13 protein-coding genes are annotated in these 16,766 nt (G+C 64.2%); 9 read left to right on the top strand and 4 right to left on the bottom strand.

Annotation, left to right across the window (positions count from 1 at the left end; translation table 11 throughout):
* Positions 1–9 precede the first annotated feature (9 nt).
* Entirely contained in the window at positions 10–1,986 is a 1,977-nt protein-coding gene (locus FAX90_RS15805; RefSeq protein WP_144098391.1) for a glycoside hydrolase family 3 protein, read from the bottom strand.
* 421 nt (positions 1,987–2,407) lie between these two features.
* Between FAX90_RS15805 and FAX90_RS15800 the strand changes: the two genes are divergently transcribed.
* Together FAX90_RS15800 and FAX90_RS15795 are read left to right on the top strand one after the other, a co-directional pair.
* Positions 2,408–5,155 (top strand): glycoside hydrolase family 2 TIM barrel-domain containing protein, encoded by a 2,748-nt coding sequence (locus tag FAX90_RS15800; RefSeq protein WP_170235013.1) that lies wholly within the window; start codon positions 2,408–2,410, stop codon positions 5,153–5,155.
* Positions 5,152–6,060 carry a sugar phosphate isomerase/epimerase family protein gene (locus FAX90_RS15795; protein WP_144098389.1) on the top strand — a complete coding sequence of 303 codons (909 nt, stop codon included), beginning with the start codon at positions 5,152–5,154 and terminating at the stop codon, positions 6,058–6,060. The genes FAX90_RS15800 and FAX90_RS15795 overlap by 4 nt, the downstream gene beginning before the upstream one ends.
* Here FAX90_RS15795 and FAX90_RS15790 read toward each other — a convergent pair.
* Both FAX90_RS15790 and manD read right to left on the bottom strand, forming a co-directional pair.
* Positions 6,057–6,977: a sugar kinase gene (locus FAX90_RS15790; RefSeq protein ID WP_240704947.1), complete on the bottom strand. Its 921-nt coding sequence runs from the start codon at positions 6,975–6,977 to the stop codon at positions 6,057–6,059. The genes FAX90_RS15795 and FAX90_RS15790 overlap by 4 nt on opposite strands.
* A 3-nt stretch (positions 6,978–6,980) precedes the next feature.
* On the bottom strand, positions 6,981–8,189 hold the full coding sequence (manD, locus tag FAX90_RS15785) for a D-mannonate dehydratase ManD (RefSeq protein WP_144098388.1): 1,209 nt from the start codon (positions 8,187–8,189) through the stop codon (positions 6,981–6,983).
* Positions 8,190–8,289: 100 nt separating this feature from the next.
* Between manD and FAX90_RS15780 the strand changes: the two genes are divergently transcribed.
* Genes FAX90_RS15780 through FAX90_RS15755 form a run of 6 tightly spaced genes read left to right on the top strand, consistent with a single transcriptional unit; the run spans position 8,290 to position 14,618 of the window.
* Positions 8,290–9,045 carry a FadR/GntR family transcriptional regulator gene (locus FAX90_RS15780; RefSeq protein WP_144098387.1) on the top strand — a complete coding sequence of 252 codons (756 nt, stop codon included), beginning with the start codon at positions 8,290–8,292 and terminating at the stop codon, positions 9,043–9,045.
* A gap of 29 nt (positions 9,046–9,074) precedes the next feature.
* A complete protein-coding gene (gene uxaC, locus FAX90_RS15775; protein WP_144098386.1) occupies positions 9,075–10,484 on the top strand; it encodes a glucuronate isomerase in 1,410 nt (469 codons plus the stop codon).
* A complete protein-coding gene (locus FAX90_RS15770) occupies positions 10,481–11,851 on the top strand; it encodes a mannitol dehydrogenase family protein (protein ID WP_144098385.1) in 1,371 nt (456 codons plus the stop codon). Before uxaC ends, FAX90_RS15770 begins: the two co-directional genes overlap by 4 nt.
* Before the next feature lie 13 nt (positions 11,852–11,864).
* Positions 11,865–12,860, top strand: a complete 996-nt coding sequence (locus FAX90_RS15765; protein WP_144098384.1) for a TRAP transporter substrate-binding protein — start codon at positions 11,865–11,867, stop codon at positions 12,858–12,860.
* Positions 12,853–13,338 carry a TRAP transporter small permease gene (locus FAX90_RS15760; RefSeq protein ID WP_170235011.1) on the top strand — a complete coding sequence of 162 codons (486 nt, stop codon included), beginning with the start codon at positions 12,853–12,855 and terminating at the stop codon, positions 13,336–13,338. The genes FAX90_RS15765 and FAX90_RS15760 overlap by 8 nt, the downstream gene beginning before the upstream one ends.
* The gene (locus tag FAX90_RS15755) at positions 13,335–14,618 is read left to right on the top strand and encodes a TRAP transporter large permease (protein WP_144098382.1); all 1,284 of its coding nucleotides are present in this window, start codon (positions 13,335–13,337) and stop codon (positions 14,616–14,618) included. Before FAX90_RS15760 ends, FAX90_RS15755 begins: the two co-directional genes overlap by 4 nt.
* Positions 14,619–14,636: 18 nt before the next feature.
* Here the strand turns inward: FAX90_RS15755 and FAX90_RS15750 are convergent, their stop codons facing one another.
* Positions 14,637–15,539, bottom strand: a complete 903-nt coding sequence (locus FAX90_RS15750; protein WP_144098381.1) for a LysR family transcriptional regulator — start codon at positions 15,537–15,539, stop codon at positions 14,637–14,639.
* Positions 15,540–15,614: 75 nt separating this feature from the next.
* Here FAX90_RS15750 and FAX90_RS15745 point away from each other — a divergent pair, with 75 nt between their 5' ends.
* Complete coding sequence (locus tag FAX90_RS15745) at positions 15,615–16,763, top strand: muconate/chloromuconate family cycloisomerase (protein ID WP_144098380.1); 1,149 nt, start codon at positions 15,615–15,617, stop codon at positions 16,761–16,763.
* Positions 16,764–16,766: the final 3 nt, after the last annotated feature.

Raw genomic sequence — 16,766 nt, 5'->3', positions numbered from 1 at the left:
GCCTATCTGTCAGAGCGGGCGCGCGAAGCCGAGCGGGTAGAGCGGGGCCTCGCTGTCGGCCGGTGTACCGGGACGCTGCGCCCTGACCGCCGCCATCGAGCGTGGCAGTTCGAAGGGAAGCCTGCCTTCAGACTCCACCTCGCCGCCGAGCACCGAGAGGAGGGCGGCATCGCTGGCTCCGAAATTCGCGAGCAGCAGATTGCTTCGGTCGGTCAGGGGAGAAAGGATCGCGGGCCTGTCCAGATAGACATCGACCACCGCAGGCAAGGGGCGGGGCAGTGACGCCAGCAGTTGCAGGCCTTCGTCGTCTGCCGGGAACGCAAGGCTGCCCTCGTGCTGTTTCGAACCGAAGAAATAGCCTGGATGCAGCTGTTCGAAGGGGGCCTTCAGCCGGATGAGAGCGACCTGCGCCTCGGCCGGGTCGTCCACCGCAATCAGCCCCCGATCTTCGGCCGCCTTTGCGTCCATGCCGTAGACGAAGACCTTCATGCCCGGTCGCAGTGTCGGGACGGTGTCGTCATCCTCAAGCCGCACGATCGCGCGGGCCTGTGCCAGCGTGCCTGCCGCGTGATCGGCGGCAGTGCCGGAACGGGCGCTGGGTTCGTCCGGATCGACGAAGGGGGCTTCGAACAGGCCCAGTGCGAAAGTCCGCGTAAGGACGCGCCCGACAGCCTGGTCGATCCGTTCCTGGCTGATCAGACCGGCGTCCACCGCTTCGCGCAAGGGCGAGGTGTCCATGACGCCGCCGAACTGGTCCACGCCGTGGTTCATCGCCAGTGCGAACCGTTCCGGATGGGATAGATCCTCAACGCCCCATGCCATCGATATGCCTTCGAAAGTGGGATATTCGCCTTCGGGAAAGCCGTTGCGGCAAATGTCGCCGCAATCATTGGTCACGGCCCAATCGGACAGGATCACACCGTCAAAGCCGTATTTCCCGCGCAGCAAGTCCTCCATCAACACCTTGCTGTAAGCTGCGCCCACCGGTTCCACCGGCACGCCGTCCACCGTCAGCCCCTCGGCAATGGTGTAGGCAGGCATCACCGAACTCGGATGCTTTTCAAACGCGGCTTCGAAGGGGCGCAAGTGAACCTTGAACTCGTCCTCGTCGATCGCGGCGAAGCGGCCATAGCGGTTGTGGCCGTCCCAACCGTCCTTGCCCGCGCTGTACCCGGCAAAGTGCTTTACGACCGTCGCAACGCCGGTCGGCCCGACGCCATCGGCAGAACCCTGCAGGCCTTCGACGAGGATACTGGCAAGCGGCACGGCCCGCTCCACGTCTTCGCCCAGCGTGCCGTTGTTGCGCGGCCAGCGCGGTTCGGTGGCAAGGTCCAGCTGCGGGCCGAGCAGCATACTGATCCCGGTCGCTCGCAAATCGCGCCGGACCGTCTCGGCAAACTGGCGGGACACCGCTTCGTCGTTTAGCGCGGCCAGACCGGTCGGTTCGGGCCAGGTGCTGAAGCCGCCCGCCGCCACGCCCGCACCGATCGTCGCAGCCTGGTGATGGCGCGGATCGGTGGCGAAAACGACGGGAATGCCAAGGCGACCCTGTTCCGCGATTTCCTGAACCGCATTGTTCGCGCGGGCAAGATCGGCCGGGGCGATGGCGAGGCTTGAATTGAAATGCAGGATGTGCGGCCCGCGCATCAGGCCTTCGAGCATTTCGCTCGCATAGCCGGTCGCGGGCTGGCCATAGGGCGCATTGTTGAAGGCATTGGCGACGACCAGTTGCCCTATCTTTTCCTCCAGCGTCATGCGGGAGACAAGGTCGGCGGCGCGTTCCGCCGGGGGCAACCGCCAGTCTTCATAGGCGGTCAGCGCCCCATTGCGATCAAGGTCGCGGAAGCGGAAACCATCTTCTTCCAGCACGGGGATCGACCGGCTCGACATCTTGGCAGGATCGGCCAACTGGACCGAAACGCAGGCGCTGGTGCCAAGCAGCAGGACCGCTGCTCCTGCAAGTGTGCTGCACGCCTTTGAAAACATCGAACTCACCCAGGTTATTTTCGGTTGCTGTTTGGAGGACTAGCCGCAACGCGACGAGACCGCGATTGACCTTCTCCTTGCAAACAGGCCGGAATCACAGGCGCAAATATATTCGATCGATTTGTATCAGTCCGATTTGTGCGACGTGCTCGCATGGCTTCGTTAGACCCGTTGTTATCTAAGCCATGCCGAGCCCCCCTCAGGCAGCCCTTTCGGTGAAGTTGGTCAAGCCAATAAATTGGTTTCTGCCTGTCGGTTTGTGTTGCTTATGGCGCAGGCCGTGGATGATACCACTCAATAATCAGAAAAATAACGATATTTTAGAGGCAGCCGCCGTCACCCTTTTACCATTGCGGTCAGACCAAAAAATCTTCAGGATATGGAAAAACATGCAATTGAGCTGATGCCAGGAGAACCAAGCGTGCCTCGAACTATCCGCCGACCGATCTATGCACTTCTGGCGGGCATAGGTCTTGCCGCGACATACCCGACCCTTGCGATGGCGCACGGACCTGCCGCAAGCGGCGAAACATCGGCTAAGGAAGGGGCCGCAAAGGAAGGGCAGGGGGAAGATATTCGCACGCGCATATCGCTGCGCGATGGCTGGCAGTTCAACCTGCTGGGGCCTGTGCCGCAGGACGGTAGCGTGATGGAGCCGGACCCGGCCAACTGGCAAGCCGTTTCCGTCCCGCATACCTGGAACAGGGTAGGATACTATCTGTCCGACCCGGAAACCCACATCAATACGCCCGACAACATCGACAAGACGCAAGGGGTCGGTTGGTATTACCTGACTTTCGATGCACCGTCGCTATCGGGCGGAGAGCGTGCATTTCTCGAATTCGACGCGGTCAGCCGCACGGCTGAAGTCTATCTCAACGGCAAGCTGCTTGGCGGACATCGCAATCCGTTCGGGCGCTTCCGGCTCGACGCCACGGATTTCCTGAATGCCGATGGCGCCAATACGCTTTACGTGAAGGTCGACAACACGCAGCCTGCCCTGGGCAACACGACGCAGGACGTGCTGCCCATGACCGGCGATTTCTTCGTGCGCGGCGGTATCTATCGTCCCGTCAGCATTGTCGTGACGCAGCCGGTGCACTTCGACATGCTCGACCATGGCGGACCCGGCGTCTACGCCGAGACGACCGCGCTTTCCGATAACGATGCGCAGATCACGTTGAGCGCGCGGGTGACCAACAACGCGTCGTCGGACACGCCGCTGAGCGTTTCCGCGACCTTGATGGACGACAACGGTCACACCGTCGGCTCGTTCGAAAAGCAGGTGTCGGTGCCGGCAGGCGGGACCGAGGAGCTTGGCGGAGAGATGAGCGTGGCCGATCCGCATCTGTGGAACGGCGTCGAAGACCCCTACCTCCACACCCTGCGCTTTGAACTGCGCGATGCGGACGGGACGCTGCTCGACACGGTCGAACAGGCGTTCGGCATCCGGCAGATGGCCATCGATCCGCAGAGCGGCTTCATCCTGAACGGCAAGCCCTACCAGCTGCGCGGGGCGGGCATGCACCAGGATAGCGAACGGTCCGACTGGGCCATTTCGCCGGAGGAGACGGACGAATCCCTGAAGATCATGCTCGACATGGGGGCCAATTCGATCCGCCTTTCGCATTATCAGCACGGCTCACCTGTGCACGATCTGGCAGACCGTTACGGCATCGTCCTGTGGGACGAGATCGGACTGGTCACCGCCTGGACCAACAGCCGCGATCAGGCCGTCGCCCCGGCGGGCATCGTGGCCAATGCGCGTACGCAGCTGCTCGACCTCGTGCACCAGAACTTCAATCATGCATCGGTCGCGGTTTGGGGCATCGCGAACGAGGTCGATTTCGGACCGGGCCGACCCGACTTCCTGGGCCGTCCGCCTGAAGTCATCGCCGATCCGATGCCGCTGCTCTACAACCTTGCGGAACTGTCGCGTGAGCTTGATCCGAACCGGCCCGTTGTCCTTGCCAATTGCTGCGAGGAACGGGACATGGTCGACGTGCCGGTCGTCGCCGAGGCGGTCGATGCGGTGGGCGTCAATCGCTACTACGGCTGGTATTACGGGGAGCCGGGCCAGTTGGGCGACCATCTGGACGGCCTGCTGGCAAAGCATCCGGACAAGCCCCTTTCGATCAGTGAGTACGGCGCCGGTGGTGCGGCAAACCTGCACACCGACAACCCGCTTGGCGGCCCGGTCGACAAGTCGGGGCGCGTCCAGCCCGAAGAATTCCTGACCTGGTTCCACGAGGAAAACTGGCGCGAGCTGGCGGACAGGGATTACCTTTGGGGTATCTGGATGTGGAACGCCTTCGATTTCGGCACGACGGTTCGTGCCGAAGGCGATGCGCAGGACATCAATACCAAGGGCATCGTCACTTACGACCGCGATATCCGCAAGGATGCGTTCTATTTCTACCGGGCGAACTGGTCCGACCAGCCGACCGTTCATGTACAGGGCCGCCGCTACGTTAATCGCGCCTACCCGGTTACCGATGTGCGCGTGAATTCGAACGCCGAGACAACGACGCTGCTGGTCAACGGCGTCGAGGTCGGTTCGCGGCAGGACTGCGATCAGAACGTCTGCGTCTGGAAGGACGTTCCGCTTGCCGATGGTGATAATTCCATAGTCGCACGCGGCGACTTTGCCAGCGGGCCGGTCGAAGACCAGATCACCTGGAAGCTCGGCGAAGAGCAGGTTGGCTCTTTCCGGATCGACAGCGGCGCATTGATCGCCGCCGATGCCGACATGCGGTTCGGTTCGGATAACTTCTTCGTCAATGGCAGCAGCGCAACCGCCGACAAGTCGGGCGGCTGGGGCAAGCCGCCGGTCAAGACACCGATCGAGGGGACCGAGCGGCGCGATGTCGTGGCGAGTTTCCGTCAGGGCGACTTCAGCTATCGCATACCCGCGCCCAAGGGCCGCTACCGCGTGACGCTGACGTTCGTGGAGCCGGAAAAGGCCGTGGGAGAGCGCGTCTTCGACGTGTCGGTAAACGGTCAGCCGGTGCTGTCTGGCTATGACATCGCTGCCAAGGCCGGAGGGGCGCTGAAAGCCGTAAGCGAAAGCTTCGACGCCGCGTCGGAGGATGGCGCGATCACGCTCGACTTCACTCCTGTCGCAGGCGATGCGCTTGTGTCGGCCATCGAGGTCGTCGCGCAACCGTGACGGGCCGGGCGGGTCGCCGCCGTTTGCAGGCTACGCGGCGCCAGGCGCTGGTCGCCTTGCTGGCAAGCGGCGCTGCGGCATGCGCAGGCGGATCGGTGCGCGCCGGTCCGCCGCGCCCGCTCGGGCTGACCAGCCTGACGGTCGCGCGCGAGCTGGCGGCTGACTATGCAGGCACCCTGCGGCGCGCACGGTCGCTCGGCTATTCGCATTTCGGTTTCCCCCTCGGCCCGCAATCGCCCCGCCACCCGGCAGTGCGCGATCCGGGCGAGGTGGCAGCGCTCTGCCGGGCTGCGGGACTGCAAGTGGGCGTGGTGCGGCTGGCCCATGACGACGACTATCCCCGCCAGATGGAGATGGCGGCAAAGCTTGGTGCCAGTATCGTCGCGCAATCGGCCGCCGACGTCTTCTTCACCGGCGAAACGCGCGGCAAGACGACCCGGACCGCGTTCGAGGGGTGGATGGAAAGACTGGCCGTAATGGCCCGCGCCGCGCGCGAGGAAGGCCTGCGGCTCGTCTATCACAACCATGACTGGGACCATGTTCCGCTTGCCGGAAAGACCCCGCTGGAGCTGATCGCCGCGTCTTTCGCGCCGGGCGAGGTGGATTTCGAAATCGACCTTGGCTGGGCATATGTGGCGGGCGTGGACCCGCTGAACCTGCTCCGCGACCTGGGGCCGCGCGTGCTGTCGCTTCATCTGAAGGACGTGGACGCAAGCTGTAGCGGCAATGACTGCCCCCGGTTCGTCGCGCCGGGGGAGGGCGGCATGGACTACCCGGCCCTTATGCCCTGGATCGACCGCGTGACCGACGCGCAGGCCTATGTCGAGGTCGACGATCCGGTTGATGGCATGGAAGCCGCGACCAGCGGCGCGCGGACCATATTGCGGGCCCGCGCCGCTACCTAAAGGGCAGGCGGATAGGGCGCAGCGTCGTCACGCGCAGGTATCGCCCCCGTGCGCATGATCGTCCACCCGGCCAAGGCATTCGCCTTGCGCGCGGCATCGACGGGGCTGTCGCCGTTCAGCCGGGCGGCGAGGTAACCCGCGTTGAAGGCATCGCCGGCCCCGCTGGTATCGACAGGGGCAAGCTGCGCGGCAGGGGCGACGATCTCACCGCCGGGAACGCGGCAGCCGAGCGACCCCATCTTCACGACCGCTTCGCCGCAGCCCAGTCCTTCCCAATGCGCGGCGACGTCTTCGGCAGTGGCCTGACCGGTCATCGCCGTCTCGTCCTCCAGCGTGGGCAGGCCGATGCCGGAAATGGCGATCGCACGGTCGCGCCAAAGGGCGGCGGTGGCGCTATCTTCCCACAGCGCCGGGCGGTAATTCCCGTCGAAAGCCACCAGACCCCCGGCATCGCTGACCCTGCGCGCGAGAGCGAGTAGAGACTCTCTGCCGTCATCGGGCAGGATCGCCAGCGAAATCAGGGAGAAGGCGATGGCATCGCCTTGCGCGATCATATCGGCCAGCTGCACGCTGTCCGGCAACGCGAACAGCCTTCGTGCCGCGCTGTCGCTGCGCCAGTAGGTGAAGCTGCGTTCGCCGTTCGCATCTAGCGTAATGGCGTAGAGCCCTGCGTGAGCGTCCGGATCGGTCAGGACAGTGGAACAATCCAGTCCTTCCCCGCACCAGCTATCCCGCAAGGTCCGGCTGAAGGGATCGTCGCCCAGTGCCGTGGCGTAGGCGACGTCGCAGCCCAGCCGGGCCATGTGGATCGCGGTGTTCAGGGTATCCCCGCCATGGCCGACGCGGCAGCTGCAGTCGGCTTCCTGGCGCAGCTCTACCATGCCCTCGCCGATCAGGGTGATGCGGCGGTCAGGCATGGCTTACCAGTTCCACATGGAGCCGTCTTCCAGCCGCGCGATGGGCAGGTAGGCCGGCTTGTACGGATATTTGGCTGCCAGTTCCTCGTCGATGTCGACGCCGTGGCCCGGCGTTTCGCCGCAATGCAGATAACCGTCGTCGAAGCTGTAATCGTGCGGGAACACTTCGTCCGTCGCTTCGGTGTGGCGCATGTATTCCTGGATACCGAAATTGGGGACCCAGGTGTCGAAATGCAGCGCGCAGCCCATGGTGACCGGGGACAGGTCGGTCGCGCCGTGGCAACCGGTGCGGACCTGATAGAGCGCGGCAAGATCGGCGATGCGGCGCAAATGGGTCAGGCCACCGGCGCCCACGATGGTGCAGCGGATATAGTCGATCAGCTGGTTCTGGATCAGGTCCTTGCAGTCCCAGATCGTATTGAAGATCTCACCCACGGCCAGCGGGGTTACGGTGTGCTGACGCACCAGCTTGAATGCTTCCTGGTTTTCGGCGGCCGTGCAATCTTCCAGCCAAAACAGCTGGAAAGGCTCCAGCATCTTGCCCAAATTCGCAGCTTCCTGCGGGGTATAGCGGTGGTGGCCGTCGTGCAGCAGGTGATGGTCATAGCCATAAGTATCGCGCAGCTTTTCGAACAGCTTGGGCACGTAGTTCAGCGCCTTGCGCGTGTCCCAGCCAGTGACCGAGGGTAGTTCCGCATCGGCAGGTTCGTAATGCAGCTTGCCGCGCCCGACGCCGTAGGCATCCTTGATGCCCGGCACGCCGGTCTGGGCGCGGATCGCCTTGTAGCCAAGATCGATATATTCGCCGACCGCATCGACGGTTTCGGCAATGTCGCTGCCATTGGCGTGGCCATAGACCATGACCTTGTCGCGGCTGCGCCCGCCAAGCAATTGATAAAGTGGCATTCCGGCCATCTTGGCCTTGATGTCCCACAGCGCAACATCGACCGCCGCAATGGCCCGCATGGTCACCGGACCGCGCCGCCAGTACGCACCGCGATAGAGGTATTGCCAGATGTCCTCAATCTGCCTGGGGTCCTTGCCGATCAGGCACGGGATCACGTGGTCTTCAAGGTAGGAGACGACCGAAAGCTCCCGCCCGTTAAGCGTGGCGTCGCCGATCCCGTAGACGCCCTGGTCGGTTTCGATCTTCAAGGTGACGAAGTTGCGTCCGGGGCAAGTGACGATGACTCTGGCGGATTGAATTTTCATGCGAGGCCCCGGAATTTGGCTATAACGTGATGCAGTCCTTGACGTCCGTAATTTGGTCTGTCAAGTTCTTAACAATCGGTAAGGCCAAAAGGAATTCCAGATGCCGACAGCCCCGCGTTCTGCGCCTCGCCTCTACAAGGAAATCGCGGCCAAGATCATTTCGGAAATCCAGGACGGTACTTTCGCCGTCGGTGCGCGGCTTCCGGCCGAACGCGATCTTGCCGTGCAATACCAGGTCAGCCGTCCGGTCATCCGCGAGGCGATTATCGCGCTGGAAGTGCAGGGGCTCGTCGAAGTGCGCGTGGGGTCCGGCGTCTATGTTCTCTCCGCGTCCCAGGCGGAATTGGACAGCGAGGAAGACGTGTCCGCCATCGAACTGACAGAGGCACGTCTGCTCGTTGAAAGCGAAGTGGCGGCCCTTGCCGCAGCACAGATCACCGACGAGGAACTGCGCGAACTGGAAGAACTGGTCGACCAGATCGAACAGGAGAACGAGACCGCGGACGGCAAGGAAGAAGCCGATGCCGCGTTCCATCTCGCGATCGCGAAGGCGGCGCGCAACAACGCCCTGTTCGATGCGGTCGAACGGTTGTGGGGTCTGCGGCGCACCTCGCGCGAGGCGGCTCTGCTCCACGAAAAGGCGCGCCATGCCAACATCAAGCCCATCGTCGATGAACATACCGCGATCCTCAATGCGCTGAAGGCGCGCGATCCGAAGGCGGCACGCAACGCGATGCGCGGGCACCTTTCGCAGGTGCTCGAAAGCCTGCTGTTCGCGACCGAGCAGCGCTTCGTGGACGAGGCGCGTCGCAATATGCAGGCCCGCCGCGAACGCTTTTCCCGCGTAACCGCCTGACGAGCGCGGATACTCTAACGGACTGACACATGCCCAAGCTGGAACTTCATCCCGACCGCCTGTTTCCGGCGGATGCATCGGTACGCGGCATTGCACGCGACCTGTACAAGTCCGTCTGCGACCTGCCGATCATCAGTCCTCATGGTCATACCGATCCTTCGTGGTTCGCGCGTGACGAGCATTTCGGGAACGCGACCGAACTTCTGCTCGTCCCGGACCATTATGTTCTGCGCATGCTCTATTCGCAGGGCCTTGCGATGGAAGACCTGGGCGTTCGGCCAAAGTCCGGCGGTGCCGCAGCCGACCCGCGCGAGGCGTGGCGCGTTCTGGCATCCCATTACCACCTGTTTCGCGGCACGCCTTCGCGCATCTGGCTGGACTGGGTGTTCAGCGAGGTTTTCGGTTTGGACCGGCTGCTCACGGCCGAAACGGCCGATCTCTACTACGACCGCATCACCGACAGCCTGCAGCAGGATTCCTTCCGTCCCCGCGCGCTGTTCGACCGCTTCAACATAGAAGTCATCGCCACGACCGAGGCACCGCTCGACACGCTGGAAAGCCACGCGCAGATCCGGGACAGCGGCTGGACCGGGCGCGTCATCACCGCCTATCGCCCGGACCCGGTGGTCGATCCCGAATTCGACGGCTTCGGCAACAATCTCGCGGCCTTCAGCGACTTGACCGGCGAGGACTGCACGACCTGGCAAGGCTATCTTGCCGCGCATCGCCAGCGGCGCGAATTCTTCAAGCGGATGGGCGCAACTTCGACCGATCATGGCCACCCGACCGCGATGACCGCCGATCTGTCGCCCGCCGAATGCGAGGCGCTGTTTGCGCGCGTGCAGGAACAGGACGTCAGCCCGGCGGATGCGGAACTGTTCCGCGCGCAGATGCTGACCGAAATGGCCGGGATGAGCATCGACGACGGGCTGGTCATGCAAATCCACCCCGGTTCCTTCCGCAACCACAACCCGCAGCTTTTCGAACGGTTCGGCCGGGACAAGGGCGCCGATATCCCGGTGCGGACCGAATACGTGCGCGCGCTGCACCCGCTGCTGGCAAAGTATGGCAACGATCCGCGGCTCAGCGTCATTGTCTTCACGCTCGACGAATCGAGCTATGCCCGCGAGCTGGCGCCCTTGGCGGGGCATTATCCGGTGCTGAAACTCGGCCCCGCGTGGTGGTTCCATGACAGCCCCGAAGGCATGCGCCGCTATCGCCGGATGGTGACGGAGACGGCCGGCTTCTACAATACGGTCGGCTTCAACGACGACACGCGCGCCTTCCTCTCGATCCCGGCCCGGCATGACCTCGCGCGGCGGATCGATTGCGGTTTTCTCGCCGAACTGGTGGCCGAACACCGGCTGGAAGACTGGGAAGCGGCCGAACTGGCCAGTGACCTGGCCTACAACTTCGCCAAGTCGGCTTACCGGCTGTGAGGCTGTCGCAGGATACGATCGGTCAGCTGCCCGATGACGTTGCCGTGCCCGCCTATGACCGCGCGGCCGCGCCCAGCATAGTCCACTTCGGCATCGGGGCATTTCACCGCGCGCACCAGGCGGCCTTCACCGACGCCTGCAACCGCGAGTACGGTGCGCCGTGGATGATCACGGGCGTTTCGATGCGCTCGGCTACGGTTGCGGATCAGCTCAACCCGCAGGACTCGCTCTATACCCTGACCGAGCGGACCGGCGAGGGCAGCGACACGCGCGTAATCGGGGCGATCGCGAACGTCCTCGTCGCCGGAGAAGACCGGGACGCCATCGTGGCGCAGATCGCCAGCGCGACGTGCCACATCGTCACGTTCACCGTGACCGAAAAGGGCTATTGCCGCGCGCTCGACGGCTCGCTCGACCTCGGCATGGCCGAGGCAGGTTTCTACCCCATGCTGTGCGACGCGCTTGAACAGCGCCGGGCCGCCGGGCTGCCGGGTCTTTCGTTGTTGAGCTGCGACAACCTGTCCGGCAACGGCAAGCAGCTGGGCCGCCTGATGCGCGACTGGATCGATGCCAGGGTGCCTGACTTGCGCGAATGGTTCGACGGTCACTGCACCACGCCCGACAGCATGGTCGACCGCATCGTGCCGGCCCCGTCGGCCGATGATCTCGATGCGCTTGAACGGCGGATCGGGCTGCGCGACGAAGGTGCGATCTTCACCGAAGGTTTCAGCCAGTGGGTGATCGAGGACGATTTCGCCGGTCCGCGTCCCGCCTGGGAAACGCAGGGCGTGCAGATCGTGGACGATGTCGCACCGTACGAAACCGCCAAACTGCGGATGCTGAACGGCGCGCATTCGCTCCTCGCCTATGCGGGACTGGATGGCGGCCATACTTATGTGCACGAAGCCGTGGCAGACCCGCAGCTGCGCACCTTGGTCACGCGCCTGATGTTGAAGGAAGCCGCGCCCACGATCGAGGCGGGGGAGGGGCAGGATCTTGCCTCTTACGCCGCGCAACTGGTGCAGCGGTTCGAGAATCCGGCCCTGAACCACCGGCTGGAACAGATCGCGATGGATGGCAGCCAGAAGATCGGCCAGCGCTGGCTGGAGGTTCTGGCGGAACATCCCGGCGACGGCCTTTGCGAAGCGATCCTGACGGGCATCGCCCACTGGCTGCATCACGCCAGCGGCAAGGTGCGCACGGTCGACGATCCGCGTGTCGACGAATTGCAGGCGGCGTGTGCCGATGGGCCGGGGACAGAGGCGGTCCGGGCCGTCTTCGGCGCGACCGGACTGATACGGTCTGCATGGACCCCATCTGACGCCGAAACCGACTTCATCGTCGGCAAGTGGCGCGATCTGGTATGACCACATGATACGCATGAACCGACGCGCCGCGATGCTGGCGGCTGGCGCTTTCGGAACGATGGCTGCGCTGGGCGGGTGCAGTGCCGGTCCGCGCGCGCTGATGGCCGCGGACAGCCAGCCGGAAAACTATCCGACCGTTGCGGCGCTACGCTTCTTCGCGGCAGAGCTTTCGCGCCTGACCGACGGGCGTCTGGCGGTCGACGTCTATCCGTCCGAACAGCTTGGCGGGCAGAGCGATACGCTGGAACTGGCGCAGCTGGGCGGTATCGATTTCATCCGCATCAATTCCGCGCCGCTGAACGTTCTGGTGCCGGAAACGCTGGTCCCCTCCCTGCCTTTCCTGTTCCATTCCATCGCGCACATGCGTGCCGCGATGGACGGCGCGCCCGGCCGCGCGATCCTTTCGGGCCTGTCGCGCCACGGGCTGATCGGTCTGGCCTTCTACGACAGCGGTGCGCGTTCGATCTACACCGTGGACCGCGCCGTGCGCGAACCTGCCGACATGGCGGGTCTCAAGATCCGGGTGCAGACGTCGGACCTGTTCGTCAGCATGATCGAGGCGATGGGCGGCAATGCCACGCCGATGGCCTATGGCGAAGTCTATCAGGGCATGGTGCAAGGCGTGATCGACGGGGCGGAGAACAACTTTCCCTCCTACGAAAGTTCGCGCCATTTCGAGGTTGCGCCGGTTTACAGCCTGACGCGTCATGTCATGGCACCCGAAATCCTCGCCATGTCGAAACACAGCTGGGACAAGCTTTCGCCGCAGGACCGGGATGCCGTCGTGCAGGCGGCGGCGGCCTCGGTGCCGGTCATGCGCGAGCTTTGGGATCGCCAGGTCGTCCAGTCGCGCGAAATCGTGACCGCGGCAGGCGTCAAGATCGTCGATGACGTGGATCAGGACGCCTTCAGCCAACTGATGCATCCCATCTGGGCGCAATATGCGGACACGCCCGAACTTCGCCGCCTGGTCGAAGACATCCGCAACAGCGGAGAGGCAAATGGCTGAACGGATACTCAGGGCCATCAGCCGCACGCTGCTGATGGCATCGGCGCTGGCGCTGGCATCGATGATGGCGATCCTGACGTGGCAGGTCTTTGCCCGCTACGTTTTGGGCAATAGCCCGGCGTGGGCAGAACAGACCGCGCTCGTGCTGATGATCTGGATGACCTTTCTGGGCACGGCATCGGGCATTGCCGACGGGTTTCACATCCGCATCGTCGAAGGCGTCATGAGCCTGAGGGAGCCGTGGCGCAAACGGGCGGTCCAGACGGCGAACCTGCTGATCATTCTTGCCGGTATCCTGATCCTGGTCCTGGGCAGCAACCTGGTCGGCACTACTTGGGGCAACGCCGTTCCCACCCTGCCGCTGAGCCGGGGCATGGTCTATCTCGTCATTCCGGTTTCGGGCGCTCTGATGGCGGTCTTCGCGATGCAGAAGCTGATCCGGGGTGAGCAGATCGAAGGGAGCGCGGGCAGCGCATGACTCTGATCCTGATCCTCCTCGTCCTGCTGGCCGTGATGCTCTATCTCGGCGTGCCGGTTGCGATCTCGCTGTTCCTTTCGGCCACGGCGATCCTCTTTACGCTCGACATCCCGCTCGTCGTCGCGGCGCAGCGCATGTCGGCGGGGGTGAACATCTTCACGCTGATGGCGATCCCGCTGTTCATCCTCGCGGGCGAACTGATGACCCAGGCCGGTATTGCACGGCGTCTGGTCAACCTGTCGGAATCGACACTGGGCGCCGCGCCCGGCGGGCTGGGGCAGGTCACGGTTCTGTCATCGATGCTGTTCGGCGCGGTGTCGGGCTCTGCCCTAGCCAGCGCCTCGGCCATGGGATCGGCGATCGGGCCGGAAATGCGCAAGCGCGGTTTCGATGCCGACTATACGGTCAACGTATCGACCAGCGCGTCGATCACGGGCCTGCTGATCCCGCCTTCGCACAACATGATCATCTACGCGACCGCGGCGGGGACCGGCATTTCCATCGGCGACCTGTTCCTGGGCGGCGTAGTGCCCGGCATCCTGACCGGCCTTGGTCTTATGGTGGTCGCGGCCATCGTTGCCGTTCGGCGCGGCTATCCACGGGGCAGCTTTCCCGGCGTGCGTCCGCTGCTGCGGGCCGCCGTGTCCGCCTTTCCGGGCATCCTGACGGCGGCGATCATCCTGTTCGGCATTCTGGCAGGCGTGTTCACCCCGACCGAAAGCGCGGCCATCGCCTGCACGTATACGCTGCTGATCGGCGTTTTGCTTTATCGCGATCTCGATATGGCGCGGATGCGGGCCGCCTTCGTCAACAGCGCGCGCACCACGATCATGGTCATGTTCATCATCGCGACGGCATCGCTGTTCGGCTGGGTCCTGGCCGTGCTGCAGGCGCCTGCACAGCTTGCGGAACTATTGGCCCCGGCGATGACCAGCCCCTTGCTGACCCTGCTGCTGATCGCGTTCATGCTGCTGGTACTGGGCACGTTCATGGACATGGCGCCGCTGATCCTGATCACGACCCCGATCTTCCTGCCCATCGCCATGCAGGTGGGCATGGACCCGGTGCAGTTCGGCATGATGCTGATGCTGGCGCTGGGCATCGGGCTGCTGACGCCGCCGGTCGGATCGGTCCTGTTCGTGGGATGCGCGGCACAGGGGATAGAGGTCGGGCAGGCGCTGAAAACGATCTGGCCGTTCTACCTTGCGCTTCTGGTGGCCCTGTTCCTCGTCATCACTGTGCCTGCGCTTTCCCTGTGGCTGCCGGGCGTGCTGGGCTGAGGCAGGTCATCCACGTGTTCAATCCGCTTCGCCTTCGCCAGACAGCACCTCGCGCGCGATCTGGCGGAAACGCAGCGAAAGAACGCTGTCGTCGGCCATGCGCTGGCTGAGGATGATGGGCGATACGGCATTTTCGTCGAGCAGCGGGCAATAGACGATGTCCTCGCTCTGGAAATGGCGCATCGAGTGGGGGACGAGGGTATAGCCGACATCGGCCGCGACAAGGCCGAGTGCGGTCTGCACTTCCCTGACCTCGATGATCTTGACCGGCGTAACGCCTCGGTCGCGCACGATCGACAAGACCTGATCGGCATAGCTGGGGCGCGGCTGGCTGGGATAGACGAGCAGCGGGATCGCCGCGAGATCGCGCAGCGACAACGGCTCTCCTGCCGCGCCCAGCGGGCTGGATGCCGGAAGCGCGACGACGAGCGGTTCCTTGTGGAGCAGTTCGCGGCGGTTGGCGGGATCGGCGATGCGGATGCGGCCCAGTCCCGCATCGATCCGCCCCGTCTTCAACGCGGCGACCTGGTCCAGCGTGGTGAGTTCAACAAGTTCCAGCTCGACATCGGGGGCGAAGGCGCGGAAGCGGCGCAGGATATCGGGCATCGCGCCGTGCATGATCGACCCGACGACGCCGATGACGAAACGCTTTTCCGGCATTTCGCCCAGCCGCTCCATCGATTTGCGAAGCTGTTCCGTGGCGACAAGGATCTGCGATGCCTGTTGCTGAAACACGCGGCCCGCCTCGGTCAGCCGGATCGGGCGCGTGTCGCGGTAGAACAGTTCGACGCCCAATTCTTCTTCCAGCGCGCGGATCTGCCTGCTGAGCGGGGGCTGCGAAATACCCAGCCGCTCGGCCGCGCGGGTGAAGTTCTGCTCTGTCGCGATGGCGTCGAAATAGCGCAGCTGGCGAAGTTCCATGATACCTTTCCGGAATAATATCGGACCGACATAGTCTTTCTCTCTGCGGCCGGAAAGGCTTAGCCTGCATCCAGCATGATCAAGATTGACCAGATCGAAACCGTCCTCATCGACGTTCCCACCATCCGTCCCCACGTGCTGGCGATGGCGACGATGAACTGTCAGACGATCTGCCTGGTGCGGATCCGGTGTAGCGACGGCAGCGAAGGGCTGGGCGAGGCGACGACCATCGGCGGCATGGCCTATGGCCCCGAAGCGCCCGAGACGATCAAGCTGGCTATCGATACCTATTTTGCACCGCTGTTGATCGGGCAGGACGCCGAAATGCCCGCGCGCGCGATGGCGCTGCTCGACAGGCACGTGGTCGGCAACACTTTCGCCAAGTGCGCGGTGGAAACAGCCCTGCTCGATGCGCAGGGACGGCGATGCGGCTTGCCGGTCAGCGAACTGCTGGGCGGAAGGGTGCGCGACAGGCTGCCCGTACTCTGGACACTGGCCAGCGGCGATACCGCGACGGACATTGCAGAGGCCGAGCGCATGATCGAAACGCGCCGGCACGACACGTTCAAGCTCAAGATCGGCAAGCGCAGCGTGGCCGACGATGTCGCCCATGTCGCGGCGATCAAGAAGGCGCTGGGCAGCCGCGGATCGGTCCGCGTCGATGTCAACATGGCCTGGACGCCGGTGCAGGCGCGCGAAGGGCTGGCGATGCTGGCCGATGCGGGCTGCGATCTGTGCGAACAGCCGATCCACCGTTCGAACCGTGAAGGGCTGGCCCGGCTGTCTCTGAATTCGCCGATACCGATCATGGTGGACGAAGCGCTGAATGGCCCGGCCACAGCGTTCGACCACGCCCGCGCGGGTGCCGGCGACGTCTTTGCCGTCAAGATCGAGCAGTCGGGCGGCCTTCGCGCGGCCGCTTCCGTGGCGCAGATCGCCGCGTCGGCGGGTGTCGCGCTTTATGGCGGCACGATGCTCGAAGGCGGGATCGGGACGGTGGCATCGGCCCACTGTTTCGCCACGTTCGCCACGCTCGATTTCGGGACCGAGCTGTTCGGGCCGCTGCTGCTGACCGAGGAAATCCTGGCAGAGCCGCTCGACTATTCCGATTTCTCGCTCGCCATTCCGGCGGGCCCTGGCCTCGGCATCGGGCTGGATGAAGACAAGATCGCCTGTTTGCGCCGCGATGCCAACCGAACCGCCGTGTCGGTCGCCGCAGGTTGAAAG

Origin of the sequence: Croceicoccus sediminis (genome assembly GCF_007570835.1) — a bacterium.
GTDB classification, from domain to species: Bacteria; Pseudomonadota; Alphaproteobacteria; order Sphingomonadales; family Sphingomonadaceae; genus Croceicoccus; species Croceicoccus sediminis.
The sequence above is the reverse complement of the archived record's forward strand: the minus strand, read 5'-3'. Positions and strand labels throughout refer to the sequence as shown.